Raw genomic sequence first — 14,506 nt, 5'->3', positions numbered from 1 at the left:
GAATCACAAGGCATAAAATTGAGAATTTGCACGACCCGCTTCTGGCTGGCCAACCACCTCACCGCGTAAAGAGTTCGTCAGCGCCTCGGTGACCTTCACATCAACAAAGGTACCGATCATGTCTAAATCACCGACAAAATTAACCACGCGGTTATTTTCAGTGCGACCCGCCATCTCATTTTCTGACTTACGCGACAAACGCTCAACTAATACGCGTTGCACCGTGCCGACCATCGCTTGACTGAATGCCGCCGATTGTTGGTTTAAAAGCGCTTGTAGCGCATACAGGCGTTGTTTTTTGACTTCCATCGGTACATCATCCGGCAAGCTCGCGGCGGGCGTACCCGGTCTTGGGCTATAAATAAAACTAAACGAGCGGTCAAATTTTAAATCCTCAACCAGCTTCATTGTCGCCTGAAAATCCTCTTCAGTTTCCCCGGGAAAGCCAATAATAAAATCGCCTGATAAACTTAAATCCGGACGGTGCGCCCGCACTTTACGGATAATCGACTTATACTCCAACGCCAAATGGTTACGTTTCATCAACGCCAAAATGCGGTCAGAACCGGCTTGAATAGGCAGGTGCAAATGCGACACCAGCTCGGGAATTTCAGCAAACGCATTAATAATATTGCTGGTCATTTCATTCGGATGCGAGGTGGTGTAACGAATACGATCAATCCCTTCAATTTCTCGAACCGCATGCATGAGGATGGATAAATCAGCGATATCGCCATCCACCATCAACCCACGATACGCATTGACGTTTTGCCCTAGCAAATTAATTTCACGCACCCCCTGTTGTGCCAAGCTATTTATTTCCGCCAGCACATCGTCAAACGGCCGACTGACCTCTTCACCACGGGTATAGGGCACAACACAAAAGGTACAATATTTAGAGCAGCCTTCCATCACCGAAACAAACGCCGACACCCCGCTAGACTCGGGCTTGGGCAGAAAATCAAACTTCTCAATTTCCGGAAACGAAATATCAATCACCGCTTTCGCCTTGCCTTTGATTGAGCGCGTACCGAGCGCATCATTAATCATCGCGGGCAAGCGGTGCAGGGTTTGTGGACCAAAAATCACATCCACATAAGGCGCACGCTCACGAATCACCTTGCCTTCTTGCGAGGCCACACAACCGCCGACCCCAATCACGCGATGGGGCTTTTCGGCTTTCCATTTTTTCCACTTACCCAGCTCATCAAACACTTTTTCCTGTGCTTTTTCACGCACCGAACAGGTGTTCATCAAAACCACATCCGCTTCTTCAGGCGTGTCAACCAAGCGCAAACCATGGGTGTTTTCTAACAGATGCGCCATTTTTTCTGAGTCATACTCATTCATCTGACAACCATAGGTTTTGACCAACAGCCCACCTCCAATCAACGACTTCGCAAGATCAACAGGGACCGCTGAGGATTTAACAGTATTTGAACGATTAGACATGACACACCTTTTTAATAAATCAAGTTTTAAAACAGCCGCATAGTGTATCACAAAAGCCAAATTTACTTAAAAATTGAATGCCTCGCTTCACATCGATCACGCCCGCCTCCCTATTGACTCAAAAATTCGCTATAATCACAGAATTAGCCCGGATAGTTAGCTAAACATCAATAACAAACAAGGATAAGTCTATGAATCTAGATCAAGCGCGTTTTTTTATGGTTGAACAACAAATTCGTCCGTGGGACGTTCTTGACCCACAGGTTTTAGACCTGCTCGAAAGTTTACCCAGACATCACTTTGTAGCAGAAAGCCAACAAAAACTGGCTTACACCGATATTGAGCTGCCAATTGGTGAAGGTCAGACGATGTTAGCGCCAAAAATAGAAGCCAAAATAATGCAAGCACTTGACGTTGCCGAATCTGATGAGATCCTTGAAATCGGCACAGGCAGCGGATATATGACAGGACTGCTTGCCAGCCTTGGGAAATCGGTCACCACCATTGAGATTTTTGAAGCCTTGCAAGCCACAGCCAAATCCCGCTTAACGCCGTTTGACAATATAACATTTCATATTGGCGATGCCTCACAAACATGGAATGATTTAAAAGACTATGATGTTATTGTGCTTACCGCTTCATGCCCTGCGCTACCAGAAAGCTATAAAACAAAACTCAAATTAGGCGGGCGCCTGTTTGCATTCGTCGGCCAGAGTCCTGCCATGGAAGCCAAACTCATCACGCGCCTAAGTGAAAATGAATGGTTAGAAGAATCACTCTTTGAAACAGATGTCGCGCCCTTAGTAAACTCACGCCCGACTTCCCAATTTATATTTTAAACAATACTTTTAACACCTTAACGCCAGCCCTCGCTGGCGTTTCCCATCGCCACTCCCAAGTATAAATTATCTAACTATTAAATATATTTATACTGAATCATAAATATTTCTAGCGCTAAATAAAGTTTAACTTATATACAATGTCAAGTTGATTATTACTCAACGAAGGACACGGCTCTATGAAAAGACTTGCTCCGTTATTCGCGGCTAGCCTACTCACTTTCGGTGTGCAGGCGCAGGCAAATGAAGACTTGCGATTTGACCCAGAAGCCATGGCATGGCTCTGCGCACCCTGCCACGGCACCCAAGGTCGTGAGTTGTATGAATCCATGCCCGCGCTTGCAGGCCTCGACCCCGAATTCTTTACACAAACAATGCTCGACTATCGTGAAGGACGGCGCGCCACCACCATTATGGATCGTGTAGCACGCGGGTTTAGCGATGCCGAGATTAAAGCAATGGCACTTTGGTTTGCAGAACAACCTGCCGAACAGTGGAATCCAGAGGAGTTGAACCATGCCCAATAATTCAACCATATTATCACGCCGTGAGCTGCTTAAAAGCGCCGGGTTAGGTGCACTCGCTCTATCAGGCATTTTCGGTGCCAGTCATCGCGCCTATGCTAAAAACGCCCAGCATGTGGTGGTTATAGGTGGCGGCATCGGTGGTGCAACCTTTGCCAAGTACATGCGCTTTGCGGATGCCGATGTCAAAATCACGGTGATCGAGCCCAATAAAGAATACATCACCTGCCTGCGCACCAATGACGTAATGGTCGACTTACACACCCTAGATGAACTCACCTTCAGTTATGACACCCTGCGCAATAATTATGGCATTCAATTTTTATTTGATAGCGTGAGCGATGTGGATTTTGATAAAAAACAAGTCCGTACTAAACAAGGTGAAAAATTAAGCTACGACAAACTCGTTGTTTCACCTGGAATAGACTTCCGATTTGAAGACTATGAAGGATTAAGTGCCGAAATAGCTAACACCCAACTCCCTCATGCCTACAAAGCCGGGCCTCAAACCTTATTATTACGTGACCAAGTACAAAGTATGCCGCAAGGCGGTGTGTTTGTCATGTCACCGCCTGCAGGCGAGTTCCGCTGCCCGCCCGGGCCTTACGAACGCGCTTCGATGTTTGCAGAATGGATGCAACGCCATAACCCCACAGGCAAGATTTTAATTCTTGACCCCAAAAACACCCACTCTAAATACGGCCCCTTCCGCAAAGGTTGGGAACGCTTGTATGGTTTTGGTACCGATAACTCGATGATCGACTGGTTAGCCTTAGATGAAGGCGGTAAAGTGACGCAGGTTGACCCAAAACGTAAGCTGGTTAAAACAGAAAACGGCACTGAAATTAAGTATGACGCCTGCAACGTCATTCCCAACCAACGCGCCGGTAAAATCGCACAGCATCTTGGACTCACTGATGCGTCTGAATGGTGCCCGGTGAATCGCAACACCTTTGAGTCAGAAATCCACCAACATGTCTATGTCCTTGGTGACAGTACGATTGCCGATGCGATGCCAAAATCTGGCAATGCTGCCAACACTCAGGCCAAGGTGGCGGCAAAAGCGATTGCCGCTGAACTCAAGGGCGAAACACCTGGCAATGCTATTTTCTCCAACGTCTGCTTTAGCCTCGTAGGTTCACGCTATGGCATCAGTATCTCAGCGATTTATGAAGTACGTGATGGATTAATCAAACCCAAAGGCCAGTCAGCCGGCGTTTCACCGATTGTCGACTCTCCAGCACAAGCGGCACTCGAAGCGGTGTATCAAAAAAATTGGCACCGTACCTTTGTTAAAGATGTGTTCGGTTAAGTGAGGACAAGAGCATGAATAAACGAAATACTATCGACAAAACCAAAACCCTGCTGGGTCTAACGATGGCTGCATTACTTGTGGGGTGTTCAAGCGAACAGACAGATACGCAAACAACCAGCACAGCCGTGACCAACAACCCAATTATCAGCGAAGCCCCTCTCGCTGTAACGCCGCCAGTTAAAGCTGAAAAAACTGGCCCCATCGCTTGGGATAGCGCGCAACTCACGGCCACAATCGCCGCCATGCCACAGGGCGATGTTCAACGCGGTGAACAGGCGCATAATCAACTCATGTGCATCTCCTGCCACGCCGTCACAGGGCAACCCAATTCGCGTAATTTTGTAAACCTCAATGGTCAGCCTGCTAACTACCTAAAAAAGATGTTAATTGATTACCGTGATGATCGACGTGCGGAGTCTTATGGTCAAGCCAAAATCATGACCTACATTTCCAAAGAGCTGACTGATCAGAACATTTCGGATCTCGCGGTATTCTATGCCGCACAAGCCCTGCCCAAAGGCAAGGATGCGGGCTTTTACGCCGATGACCATATCGGTCAATTAGTGCGCATGGGCGACATGGGGCGCGGTGTAATGAGCTGCGCTGCCTGCCACGGTGCACAAGGCCAAGGAAATGGTGATCTCTTCCCAGCCATTGGCGGCCAAGAAGCCGATTATGCGATTCGCACCCTTCGCGCCTACCGTTCAGGTGAGCGTAATAATGATGTCAACGGCATGATGCAAAACATTGCCAAAAACTTAACCGACGAAGAAATCGACGGCCTAGCCGCCTATTACGAAAACCTGAATCCTTGATGTCAAATTAAGCGTCATTAAAACAGATTGGCAACCAGGCCTGGTTGCCAATCTGCTAACCTACAGGTGCTTCAAAACCCGCCTGTGTATTATTTATCATCTACGCCCCACCCTAAAAAACTTTCATCATCTTTTAATCATGTTTTATACTTTTAGCCTCAGTTTTTCGTTAAGATATCTGACCTAATTACTGTAAACCCCAAGGAGTGCAAAAATGGAAATAAATATTGGCATCAATGAAACCAACCGCAAAGCGATAGCCGAAGGCCTGTCTAAACTACTCGCTGATTCGTATATTCTATTTTTAAAAACCCATAACTATCACTGGAACGTCACCGGACCGATGTTCCAAACGCTGCACACCATGTTTGAAACACAATATACCGAACTATTTACCGCGGTAGATGAGATTGCTGAACGTATTCGTGCACTCGGTGAAAAAGCGCCCGGCTCATTCCAAACCTTTCAACAACTCAGCCAAATCACCGAAGAAACAGGAAGCCCAAGCGCAGAAGAGATGATAGAGAACCTGGTTCTCGGACAAGAAGCGGTAGCAAAAACCGCAAGAGAAATCAGCAAAATAGCCGATGAAGCCAGCGACGAACCCACCCTAGACCTCCTCACCCAGCGCATGCAAATCCACGAAAAAAATGCTTGGATGCTAAGAAGCCTCATCGCACACTAGGCAGCTGACAGCCAATGCTTGCGAGCACCACTCGAGTATTAAGCAAGCCATTGGCTTTGTGGGGGTTGGTAACTAATAAGGCCTTGAACCTAATCTCATTTGACAGCTAATTTGTTAATAACGCTTGATACCAGCTATATACTTCTTTTGCTGTCTTTTCCGGGGTTAAATGAGACTTTACGAATGCAAGACCTTCAGTAGATAACTTGTTTTGTAGCGCAGGAGAGGTCAAACAACGGGTAACAGCCTCTTTTAAACCCTCAACATCACCCTTCTTAATCAGCAGACCCGTTTGTCCATCCAGCACCACCTCACGTGTGCCCCCGGAATCGGTAGCCACCACAGGCGTACCCACACACATCGCTTCAATCGCAACGCGCGGCAAGCCCTCTCCACTCTCCGAAGCAGACACCAGCACATCGCACCCACGAATTATCTGAGTAGCATCGTTTCGATAACCGGTAAAATGCACGCGCCCAACCAGGCCAGGTTGTTTTACCTGCTTTTTAAGCTGCATATTTTGGTCGATATTGCCGATAAGCAGCAGATGAGCGTTAAGGGCAGGATCCAAATTTTTAAAAGCTTCTACAAGGGTTAGTACCCCTTTTTTCAAGCTATTTCTCGAGATACAGCAAAGCGTTTTAGCACCCGCTGGCACACCAAATTGCGTGACAGAAACCGCCTCACCTTCATACCAATCAGGATTGTGTCCTTTATGAATCGTTTTAGGCTTATGTACGGGGAATCTTAGCCATAAAAATCGAATATCAATCAAAGATTGACGGATAGCCTCCGCGACACACATGATCCCATCCAAACGCGGATGCAGTAAAGTAATCCAAGATTCAGGTACCAAATAGCCTACACCTGTAGTAACACCTCTGTAGGCAAGAAGCTTCGCCGAGCTAGACTTACCAGCTCTCAGCATACATGCAATAGAATGCGACCTGTATGCATGAACAATGTCATAAGATTCATCCGCTAGCATTTCTGCAAGATATTGAGTAGACTTTTTGTCAAAGCGAGACTTAATTTGTATCGGTCTTACATCAACTCCTGCGTCTTTGAGCATGACATAGTAGCGCCCTGTTGGGTTCGCTAGAACAACAAATTTTTCAATTTTTTTGCTTAGTAGAATATAAAGTTCGGTTTCAGCACGGTCTTGGCGATCGGTTATCGTCAATACTTTCATTATCGTCTCCGTTTTTTAAAGTCGCCAGTAGTTCATTTTTTGCCTTACCTTTAACTTACGTAGCATGTTAAGTTTTTTAGGCTTTAAGGTTTCAAGTAGGCCTTGTTGAATAAAAGAGTCTACTGCCTCTATAACCCTTTGACTCGAGCCATCATCAAGGTAACCATGTAGATCTTTACACCGGTTTTGTTGTGCATTACGTGTTGCTGTATCGCGTATGAGCGCTTTACACAGCGTGGCTTCCAACGCATTAACATCCGTGACATTTATTGCAAAATCACCTGGATTTTTAGTATTAAATGTGACCAATGGCTTGTCAAAAAATAAATACTCGTACATGATCGTTGAGGTGTCACAGAGCATAACGTCTGACTTTAACATGCCATCATAAAGATCATCATTTGTTTCTAAAAACTGATAATTCGTTGCTTTTAAGCTTCTATATTTGTGCTGTGTTTCTGCCGGCGTTTTTGGATGAAGGGTTGCTATCACCTGCCACTTTTCGGATTGAATAATACGCCTAATTTCCTCAAACAACACCTCAGATGATGTAAGTGAAGGTGAAAAAGTAGATGCATAAAATAAACAAGGAATACGAGCACTAGGCTTTGCTATGCAATCTACATGTAAACTAGCTTGTTTTTTTTGATAGAGCGTATCAAATTTGGGCCAACCTGTTTTATACACCTTATAGGTTCCATCGTTAAGCTCTTTAAATCGCTGAGTATCAATTTCAGAATGCGTACAGTAAAGATCAAACCAGCCTCTTAATCTAAAGTGCCCACTTAACTGAACGGCTTGCTCGCTGCGCTTGTTTATTGCAAAGCCATGAAAAACCATTACTTTAATGCCTGGCAAATAATATGGAAACCAATTACCTGCAATAAACATGACGTCAGGCGCAAAATCGAATACCGCTTGCGCACTAGAAAGATGAGGTTCATAATCATCTAGCTTTGGTTTTAAGTCAGGCGCAAAAAACCAAGCCACCTGCTCACCACGCTGCAATATTTTTTGTTGTAGTGGTCTATATATTGCATAACAGTAGTCTGCATTCACAAAAAAAAGATATTTACGCGTTTTCATGTTTGTCTTTTAGCCACACTTAAGAGAATCAATATTTGAGTTTTGACCGCTATTATAATTAACTAGTGCATATTTAAGAAGAACTGAAATAACGATTAATGTAAATGCAAAAATCATAACGCCTATATTGTGCCTTAATGGGGAGTGCGTTAGGCTAAAATCTATATAACAGACCGATAAAACCGCACCCGCACTGGCCAGTGCGCGAACATTTAAGCAGGGGTGTTGAAAATAACTTAAAAACACCCTTAGTGGTAAGAAAAAAAGCAATATAAGCGCGAACAACCCTATTAGACCAAACTTAACAAATCTCTCCAAGTATTCATTATGTAAATGCGTAATATGCTCAACAAACGGATCTAACTCACCTTCTTGAATCAACGCCGACTTGCGTTGTTGATAACCTAGGGTACCTACTCCATAGATTGGGTTATCCGCTACAATGATCAATCCTCCACGCCACATTTCCAACCGTGAACCTACAGAAGTTGCAGCAACGCCTTGTTGATAATAGCTTTTGACTTCAGCGACAGCAAGATCTACTCTTTCTTTAACACCCGTACTTGGCTGAGTGTAAATAAACACTAAAGTGAACACCAATAAAACAGAACCGACAAAAACATGACGCCATTGAAAATGAGAACTTAGTCCACGATAAATAATCAGTAAAGCAAATGGAATTGCAATCCATCCACCCCTTGTACCTGAAAGCACAGAGGCTACAAGGCCCATTAAAAAACCAAATAAAAGCAGTGATATCCAAAAATACTTTTTTCTCTGACTTACAGCCCAGCCCAATCCAGCTAACGACAAAAACGCTAACAAAATTGAAGTGTTACCAAACTGAATTATTGCAGTAGTATAACCCAACTCAACTCTAGATAGGCCGTCAAACAATATCACTTTGACAGTATAGACTCCCGTCAGTATCGAGCCTAACGCAGCTCCAAACCAAAAAAAAGCCAGTTTGGGTGGATACTGAATCAAACAAAACATAGCGACAATTGCAGCAACAAAGCGAAACGGCTTATCGAAGCCACTAATACCATATCCAAAGATCCAAGCTTCTAGCATCCACACCAATGAAAACACAGCTAAAACCGACCCTAACAACCAATCTTGCTTATTAAGCATAACCCAAGACTGTTGTTTAAAAACAAAAAACAATCCGGCCAGAAACAGCATGGCGGCGCCATAGGAATAGCCGGAGGGCAGAATTAATGCCAAGGATAAAAATAGAAATACGGCTAACGAGCTGTAGAGGGTGAGTAGCTTGGTAGTGAACGCTGTGTCAAGAATAGAAAGCTTAGTCACCTTGGTTATCCTGCTTGGTTTGCTCAATAAGATCGGTTAATCTATTCAGTGTTTCGCTAGCCTGCTGTTCCTCGGCGCGGGTCAATGCATGCCCGGTTCGGATGAGGTAGCATTGTTTTAGCCCTGCCGCTTGGGCGGCCTGTATATCGCTAAGTTTGTCGCCGACCATGATCGAGTTGGTCAAATCAATGTGGTGATCTTGTTGCGCTTGAAGAAGCATACCAGGTTTAGGTTTTCTGCAGTCACAGTCGCCGGTGAATTTGGGGTGGTGTGGGCAGTGGTAAACACCGTCAATGTGAATAGCCTGTGCCTGAAATTGGTTAAGCATCCAAGCGGTCAAGGTCTGATAATCCTCTTCGGTGTAAAAACCCTGTGCAATACCGCCTTGATTGGTGACGATGATAATTTTGTATCCTAGCTGCTGAAAGTAGCGGCAACAATCAAACACGCCGTCGATAAACTCAAAATCTGGTATTTTATATAGATAGTGTTTTTCAACATTCACGACCCCGTCACGATCAAGAAACAAGGCTGGAGTCATGATTTACATCCTATCACTTGCTGCATTTTTTCTTTGACCTTATCCACGCTAATATGCGTCATTAAATCATCGCCCTTTAATCGAAAGCCCCACTTTACCTCACTAGATACGTGATTGTGCCGCTTATTCAACAATAAATGATATACATCAACAACCAGGCCTGGGTACGCATAGGGACCGGTGCGTGCCGGATTACTATGAGCGTACAGGCCGACTACGGGTGTGCCCACAGCAACCGCCATGTGCGCAGGCCCCGTGTCGGGTGCCAGCACGCCATCGGCCAGGGCGATCAGTGCCAACAATTGTTTTAAGTTACTTTTACCGACAAGGTTTAGGCACGAGGCCTGAGCATGGTGTTCAATCGCCTTCGCCAAGCGTTGTTCAAGCTCGGTATTCGCACCACAAATATAAACCTGATAGCCTTGTGAGGCGACCCAATCAGCAATCGCCGCATAATGTTGAGGCAACCAATTGCGCTCTGCATTCGACGCAGCAGGACAAATGACGATGTTTTTTGTTGAACGGCCGATCTGTTGCCGTGCCCAGGCCTGGTCATCTGGCGCAATCGACATATCCCAGCGTGGTGGTTGTTTTGGCACCCCGATAAACTCGGCAAACTGCATAAAACCCTCTAGCACGTGCTCTCCCTGACGTGGCGCGATGCGATGGCTCATAAACAGGCTATGCAGCTCTTTGGCTCTTGCCTTGTCAAAACCAACCTTGTGATGTGCGTTGATAAACAGACTGGCTAGATTGGCACGCAAGGCGACCTGCATGTGCAACAAATAATCAAAGGTTTCTCCCGCCAAATCGGCTTTTAACTGGCGATAGGCGCGCCAACCTTGCTTTTTGTCGAACACAACAAAACGTATACCGGGTAATCCTTTTAATAGACTATGTTCAACCTTGCCGATAACCCAAGTGATCGCACAGTCTGGATAGTGTCGTTGGATAGATTGCACCGCCGCTAGCGCATTACACACGTCACCAATCGCCGACAAGCGTAAAATACATACGGAGGTTGGTAAGGGCAAATTCAACGCCACTCGCCCTGTCCTCTTGCTTTTTGAATAATGCCAGTGGTTGACTTGCCCTCTACAAACCCCAATACTTTGACTTCACCGCCCTGAGCAAGCACAAAGTCAGCGCCAACAATCGAATCTATCGTGTAATCGCCCCCCTTAACCAACACATCGGGTGATATTTGCTCAATTAATTTCAACGGCGTGTCTTGCTCTTCGGGTAACTCGCCAAATGGTACCACCCAATCAACGCAGGCCAAGCCGGCTAAGACGGCCGCACGATCCTCCAATCCATTAATCGGTCGAGTCGGCCCTTTTAAGCGCGAAACCGACGCATCGGCGTTCAAGCCAACCACTAAGCGATCGCCTAACGACTTGGCTTGATTGAGATAGCGCACGTGACCGGCATGGAGAATATCAAAACAACCATTGGTAAACACGATCCGTTCGCCATTTTGTTTCGCAAAGGCGATGTGCTGGAGCACGGCATCGAAGGGAGCTAAATAACTGTCGCCTTGCGCATTGAGCTGTTGATTAAGCTTCGCCGCTAGCTCTTCCGGTGCTACCGTGGCCGCACCCAGCTTGCCCACCACAATACCCGCACAAAGGTTTGCTAACTCAACGGCTTGTTGGCTTTCAAAACCAGCGCCAAGCATGACCGCCAAACTGGCAATCACGGTATCTCCCGCACCAGTCACATCACTGACCTCTAACACTTGCGCGGGAACATGATAGTGTGTCGATGCCGTAATATAACTCATACCCTGTTCGCTTCGGGTTAACAGCATCGCGGCAATACCCGATTGCGCGAGCAGCGTCCTTGCTGAATCCAGCATCTTGGCTTCACTGGCGATATCACCACCCGCATCAATAAATTCCTTGATATTGGGGGTAATCACATCCGCTCCCGCATACAGACTTAAATCCGTTTGTTTGGGGTCAACTAAAACCATCTTACCTGCCGATTTTGCGATTTGAATCATCGCGCTTATCTGCGTCAAAGAGCCTTTGTTATAGTCGCTAAAAATGACCAAATCCACATCCTGAACTTGGTCGGCAAACATCTCAGCCAAGCGCAGAGCACTGGCGGCAGAAAAGCGTTGTTCTATATCAAGACGTACCACTTGCTGATGTCGCGATACCACGCGCATTTTGGCAATAGTGGGCTGTGCCGCTTGCTGGTAGAGCGAGGACTGAATATTTTCTTCGGCCAACAGCTGTTGAAGGCTTTCACCTTCCGCATCCTGACCGATAATCCCTAACAGCGCTACTTGGCCATCTAGATGTGAAATATTACGCGCCACATTCGCCGCGCCCCCGGCCTTGTCCTCAATACGCGTGATATTGACCACCGGCACAGGCGCTTCTGGCGAAATACGTTGGGTATCGCCATAATAATAGCGATCCAACATCACATCACCGACCACCAAAATTTTTGCACGCGATAAATGCGCTAAATGCGCTAAATTAACCATCATAGCAAACCCTCACTCAAATCACCTTGCAGACAGTGCCCATCCAAAGCTTCACACCACCAGTGCCCAATAAACAGATGCATTTCTTGAATACGCGCGGTTTCATCACTTTCTACGCGTAAAACATGCTGTGCAATCTGTGCAAGCTGTCCGCCATCTCCGCCAGTTAACGCCAATGTCGTCGCACCCAGCTGGTTAGCTGCATCCACCGCGCGATTCACATTCTGGCTATTACCAGACGTACTCAACGCAACCAGAATATCATTTGGCCCCATAAGCGCTGAAACTTGACGCGCAAAAATGTACTCAAAACCAAAGTCGTTAGCACACGCAGTTAAAATAGAAGTATCGGTAGTGAGCGCAATAGATGCGAGTGCTTGACGATTCTGTTTATAGCGCACAACCAACTCAGCCGCTAGATGCTGACTGTCAGCCGCGCTGCCCCCATTACCACACCAGAAGATTTTACCCCCTTGCTGCAGGCTATGAAGAATCGCCGACAACATCCTCTCAGCCATAGGTTGATAAGCTTGTGCATGTTTAAATAGATCCAGGTGACGCATGAGTGCGTCATTATAACTTTGGGCGTTTGCGGTCATAAATTTGGCTTTTAAATAAAAGACATCACTATCTTGTTAAAGTAATCGAATATTTTAACGGATAACGCACACCGCCATGATTATTTTATCCAAACAGCGCTTGACACCCTCTCCGCCGTAAACCTAACCTATGCACATAGGTTTATAACTCACCCCCACGCACAGCATCACGGCCATTAAGTTAAGGAATGACTGACAACACGAAGCTAACCAATGTTAAAAGTCTGTTAAAAGTGGCTGTCCTTTTAAACTCTTTGTTAAAAGTTGTTAAAAGTGGCTGTCCTTTTAAACTCTTTTAAAAGATAATGATATTCGATACCTTCTTTTTCAAACTCTATAAGAAAAACGTATTTGAATGACTGCTTCCAACCGTCCAGCGACATGCTGCTCTCTCCAAACAGAATGTTAAGCGCCGTATGCATACGTGAAAAAGTAAAATCTGGCTCAGTCCGGGGATCAAAAATTAAATAGTTAATAGAAATAGGTACCGCAACGCTTCTCAATCGATAATTTTGTAAGTCATCAATTCTTGTCATATTACAAGGGACTTTATTGTCTTCAGAACCAATATTTACATCAAAGGTATTGTAAATCACACTACATGAAGTCGCCTATTGCAGGAATTCGCTTGATGATTTGATCAACAGTATCTTTATCCTTTGCTTTTTTGTGACCAAACATGTAAATCATTTCTTGATCGGACATATCGTCTATTGATTGCAGCATAACCCCTTTTTCCTCCTTGAACTGAATCCTTAACCAAATAAAGGATTAATGTTTATCCGATGGCGCTGCCTGACTCAGACATTCCATCAGCACATTTAACGGCAACTGGTACTTCTCAGCGATCTTTTTAACCGATAGTGAAGTCTTTGATCATTTGGATGGCTTGCTCCAAGCTGCCTTTTCCACTCCCTGCTCCATCGCCAAACGCTCAATCGTATTCATATAGGCCATCTATGTTGTTCCTCGATTTGTTAAACGATGTCTTTAAATTCATATTCTAAATTATGCGGCAGTGTGATCATTCAGCCAATCAGGTCAAACAATACCAAAACCTGCTTTCGATCAAAACCGCATTGATAGAGTTTGCGAATCTTAAAGTGGGTGTTCTTTTTAGACATGCTCCTTAGCCGCGACAAACATTAAGCTAATGATTTCAAAAGCTCGATAAAAGCTGGGTTCGCAAGCGTTAAACCAAAAATCATCAATCCAATAATCACCTTGAGTAAGGTTTGCATGTTTTTCTGTTCAGCACGCACTTCACTGATTTCAGCACGCACCTCACTGATTTCAGCACGCACCTCACTGATTTCAGCCCTAACAAACTCTTTTGTTGCCAGCTCATTGCGCAAGCTATCATAGAGTTCATTCTTAAGCTGCTGTTTCTTTTCAAGGATAGATTCAACAGCTTTATCATCTATAGCTTGAATTGATGACTCAATCGCTCGAGCAAATACGTCTGTTTTTTGCTTATCGCCCAGCGCTTCAAGCAGCAAATCGTATATAGGACGCGGCAAAGTATAGTTCATCATAGAATCCTTCTAATCCAAAGTTTTCGTTTATTTTATCACTAAGCCATCATGCTAACCGAATGAAAATAACAGAAAAGTGAAAACGAAAGCATCAAGGGTAAAAAGCATAAAA

Annotated in this window: 15 protein-coding genes; 5 read left to right on the top strand and 10 right to left on the bottom strand. The window is 45.3% G+C overall.

Annotated elements, in window-relative coordinates; all coding sequences use genetic code 11:
- Positions 1-3: 3 nt before the first annotated feature.
- Positions 4-1,452, bottom strand: coding sequence for a tRNA (N6-isopentenyl adenosine(37)-C2)-methylthiotransferase MiaB (gene miaB, locus NA59_RS08395; protein WP_083945022.1), 1,449 nt, complete (start codon positions 1,450-1,452; stop codon positions 4-6).
- Positions 1,453-1,643: 191 nt separating this feature from the next.
- Here miaB and NA59_RS08390 point away from each other — a divergent pair, with 191 nt between their 5' ends.
- The 5 genes from NA59_RS08390 (at position 1,644) to NA59_RS08370 (ending at position 5,630) form a co-directional block, all read left to right on the top strand.
- Positions 1,644-2,291 (top strand): protein-L-isoaspartate O-methyltransferase family protein, encoded by a 648-nt coding sequence (locus NA59_RS08390; protein ID WP_044410942.1) that lies wholly within the window; start codon positions 1,644-1,646, stop codon positions 2,289-2,291.
- Positions 2,292-2,470: 179 nt separating this feature from the next.
- Positions 2,471-2,818 (top strand): c-type cytochrome, encoded by a 348-nt coding sequence (locus NA59_RS08385; RefSeq protein ID WP_052501556.1) that lies wholly within the window; start codon positions 2,471-2,473, stop codon positions 2,816-2,818.
- Positions 2,808-4,127 carry an NAD(P)/FAD-dependent oxidoreductase gene (locus tag NA59_RS08380; protein ID WP_044410939.1) on the top strand — a complete coding sequence of 440 codons (1,320 nt, stop codon included), beginning with the start codon at positions 2,808-2,810 and terminating at the stop codon, positions 4,125-4,127. The genes NA59_RS08385 and NA59_RS08380 overlap by 11 nt, the downstream gene beginning before the upstream one ends.
- Positions 4,128-4,141: 14 nt before the next feature.
- Positions 4,142-4,945, top strand: a complete 804-nt coding sequence (locus NA59_RS08375) for a c-type cytochrome (RefSeq protein ID WP_052501555.1) — start codon at positions 4,142-4,144, stop codon at positions 4,943-4,945.
- A gap of 214 nt (positions 4,946-5,159) precedes the next feature.
- Complete coding sequence (locus NA59_RS08370) at positions 5,160-5,630, top strand: Dps family protein (RefSeq protein WP_044410936.1); 471 nt, start codon at positions 5,160-5,162, stop codon at positions 5,628-5,630.
- 106 nt (positions 5,631-5,736) lie between these two features.
- Here the strand turns inward: NA59_RS08370 and NA59_RS08365 are convergent, their stop codons facing one another.
- The 9 genes from NA59_RS08365 to NA59_RS08325 all read right to left on the bottom strand — a co-directional run bounded on the left by NA59_RS08365 (position 5,737) and on the right by NA59_RS08325 (position 14,394).
- Positions 5,737-6,822, bottom strand: a complete 1,086-nt coding sequence (locus NA59_RS08365) for a glycosyltransferase family 4 protein (RefSeq protein WP_052501554.1) — start codon at positions 6,820-6,822, stop codon at positions 5,737-5,739.
- Between the two features lie 15 nt (positions 6,823-6,837).
- The gene (locus tag NA59_RS08360) at positions 6,838-7,812 is read right to left on the bottom strand and encodes a CDP-glycerol glycerophosphotransferase family protein (RefSeq protein WP_232504065.1); all 975 of its coding nucleotides are present in this window, start codon (positions 7,810-7,812) and stop codon (positions 6,838-6,840) included.
- 105 nt (positions 7,813-7,917) lie between these two features.
- On the bottom strand, positions 7,918-9,222 hold the full coding sequence (locus NA59_RS08355; RefSeq protein WP_044410931.1) for an O-antigen ligase family protein: 1,305 nt from the start codon (positions 9,220-9,222) through the stop codon (positions 7,918-7,920).
- A complete protein-coding gene (gene gmhB / locus NA59_RS08350; RefSeq protein ID WP_044410929.1) occupies positions 9,215-9,763 on the bottom strand; it encodes a D-glycero-beta-D-manno-heptose 1,7-bisphosphate 7-phosphatase in 549 nt (182 codons plus the stop codon). The genes NA59_RS08355 and gmhB overlap by 8 nt, the downstream gene beginning before the upstream one ends.
- Positions 9,760-10,809: a glycosyltransferase family 9 protein gene (locus tag NA59_RS08345; RefSeq protein ID WP_198401076.1), complete on the bottom strand. Its 1,050-nt coding sequence runs from the start codon at positions 10,807-10,809 to the stop codon at positions 9,760-9,762. The genes gmhB and NA59_RS08345 overlap by 4 nt, the downstream gene beginning before the upstream one ends.
- A complete protein-coding gene (hldE, locus tag NA59_RS08340) occupies positions 10,800-12,263 on the bottom strand; it encodes a bifunctional D-glycero-beta-D-manno-heptose-7-phosphate kinase/D-glycero-beta-D-manno-heptose 1-phosphate adenylyltransferase HldE (protein WP_232504064.1) in 1,464 nt (487 codons plus the stop codon). Before hldE ends, NA59_RS08345 begins: the two co-directional genes overlap by 10 nt.
- Entirely contained in the window at positions 12,260-12,859 is a 600-nt protein-coding gene (locus tag NA59_RS08335; RefSeq protein WP_044410926.1) for a D-sedoheptulose-7-phosphate isomerase, read from the bottom strand. The genes hldE and NA59_RS08335 overlap by 4 nt, the downstream gene beginning before the upstream one ends.
- 257 nt (positions 12,860-13,116) lie before the next feature.
- Complete coding sequence (locus tag NA59_RS08330) at positions 13,117-13,455, bottom strand: hypothetical protein (protein WP_044410920.1); 339 nt, start codon at positions 13,453-13,455, stop codon at positions 13,117-13,119.
- A gap of 549 nt (positions 13,456-14,004) precedes the next feature.
- Complete coding sequence (locus tag NA59_RS08325) at positions 14,005-14,394, bottom strand: hypothetical protein (RefSeq protein ID WP_157792579.1); 390 nt, start codon at positions 14,392-14,394, stop codon at positions 14,005-14,007.
- Positions 14,395-14,506: the final 112 nt, after the last annotated feature.

The sequence above is a fragment of the Thiomicrospira microaerophila genome (assembly GCF_000934765.1).
Classification (GTDB): Bacteria; Pseudomonadota; Gammaproteobacteria; order Thiomicrospirales; family Thiomicrospiraceae; genus Thiomicrospira; species Thiomicrospira microaerophila.
The sequence above is the reverse complement of the archived record's forward strand: the minus strand, read 5'-3'. Positions and strand labels throughout refer to the sequence as shown.

Bases quoted from the DNA above. Each gene is read 5' to 3' on its own strand.
- NA59_RS08335 (WP_044410926.1), bottom strand. From the start codon at position 12,859: ATGACCGCAAACGCCCAAAGTTATAATGACGCACTCATGCGTCACCTG.
- NA59_RS08365 (WP_052501554.1), bottom strand. From the start codon at position 6,822: ATGAAAGTATTGACGATAACCGATCGCCAAGACCGTGCTGAAACCGAA.
- NA59_RS08375 (WP_052501555.1), top strand. From the start codon at position 4,142: ATGAATAAACGAAATACTATCGACAAAACCAAAACCCTGCTGGGTCTA.
- NA59_RS08385 (WP_052501556.1), top strand. From the start codon at position 2,471: ATGAAAAGACTTGCTCCGTTATTCGCGGCTAGCCTACTCACTTTCGGT.
- NA59_RS08390 (WP_044410942.1), top strand. From the start codon at position 1,644: ATGAATCTAGATCAAGCGCGTTTTTTTATGGTTGAACAACAAATTCGT.
- NA59_RS08380 (WP_044410939.1), top strand. From the start codon at position 2,808: ATGCCCAATAATTCAACCATATTATCACGCCGTGAGCTGCTTAAAAGC.
- hldE (WP_232504064.1), bottom strand. From the start codon at position 12,263: ATGATGGTTAATTTAGCGCATTTAGCGCATTTATCGCGTGCAAAAATT.
- NA59_RS08370 (WP_044410936.1), top strand. From the start codon at position 5,160: ATGGAAATAAATATTGGCATCAATGAAACCAACCGCAAAGCGATAGCC.
- NA59_RS08325 (WP_157792579.1), bottom strand. From the start codon at position 14,394: ATGATGAACTATACTTTGCCGCGTCCTATATACGATTTGCTGCTTGAA.
- gmhB (WP_044410929.1), bottom strand. From the start codon at position 9,763: ATGACTCCAGCCTTGTTTCTTGATCGTGACGGGGTCGTGAATGTTGAA.
- miaB (WP_083945022.1), bottom strand. From the start codon at position 1,452: ATGTCTAATCGTTCAAATACTGTTAAATCCTCAGCGGTCCCTGTTGAT.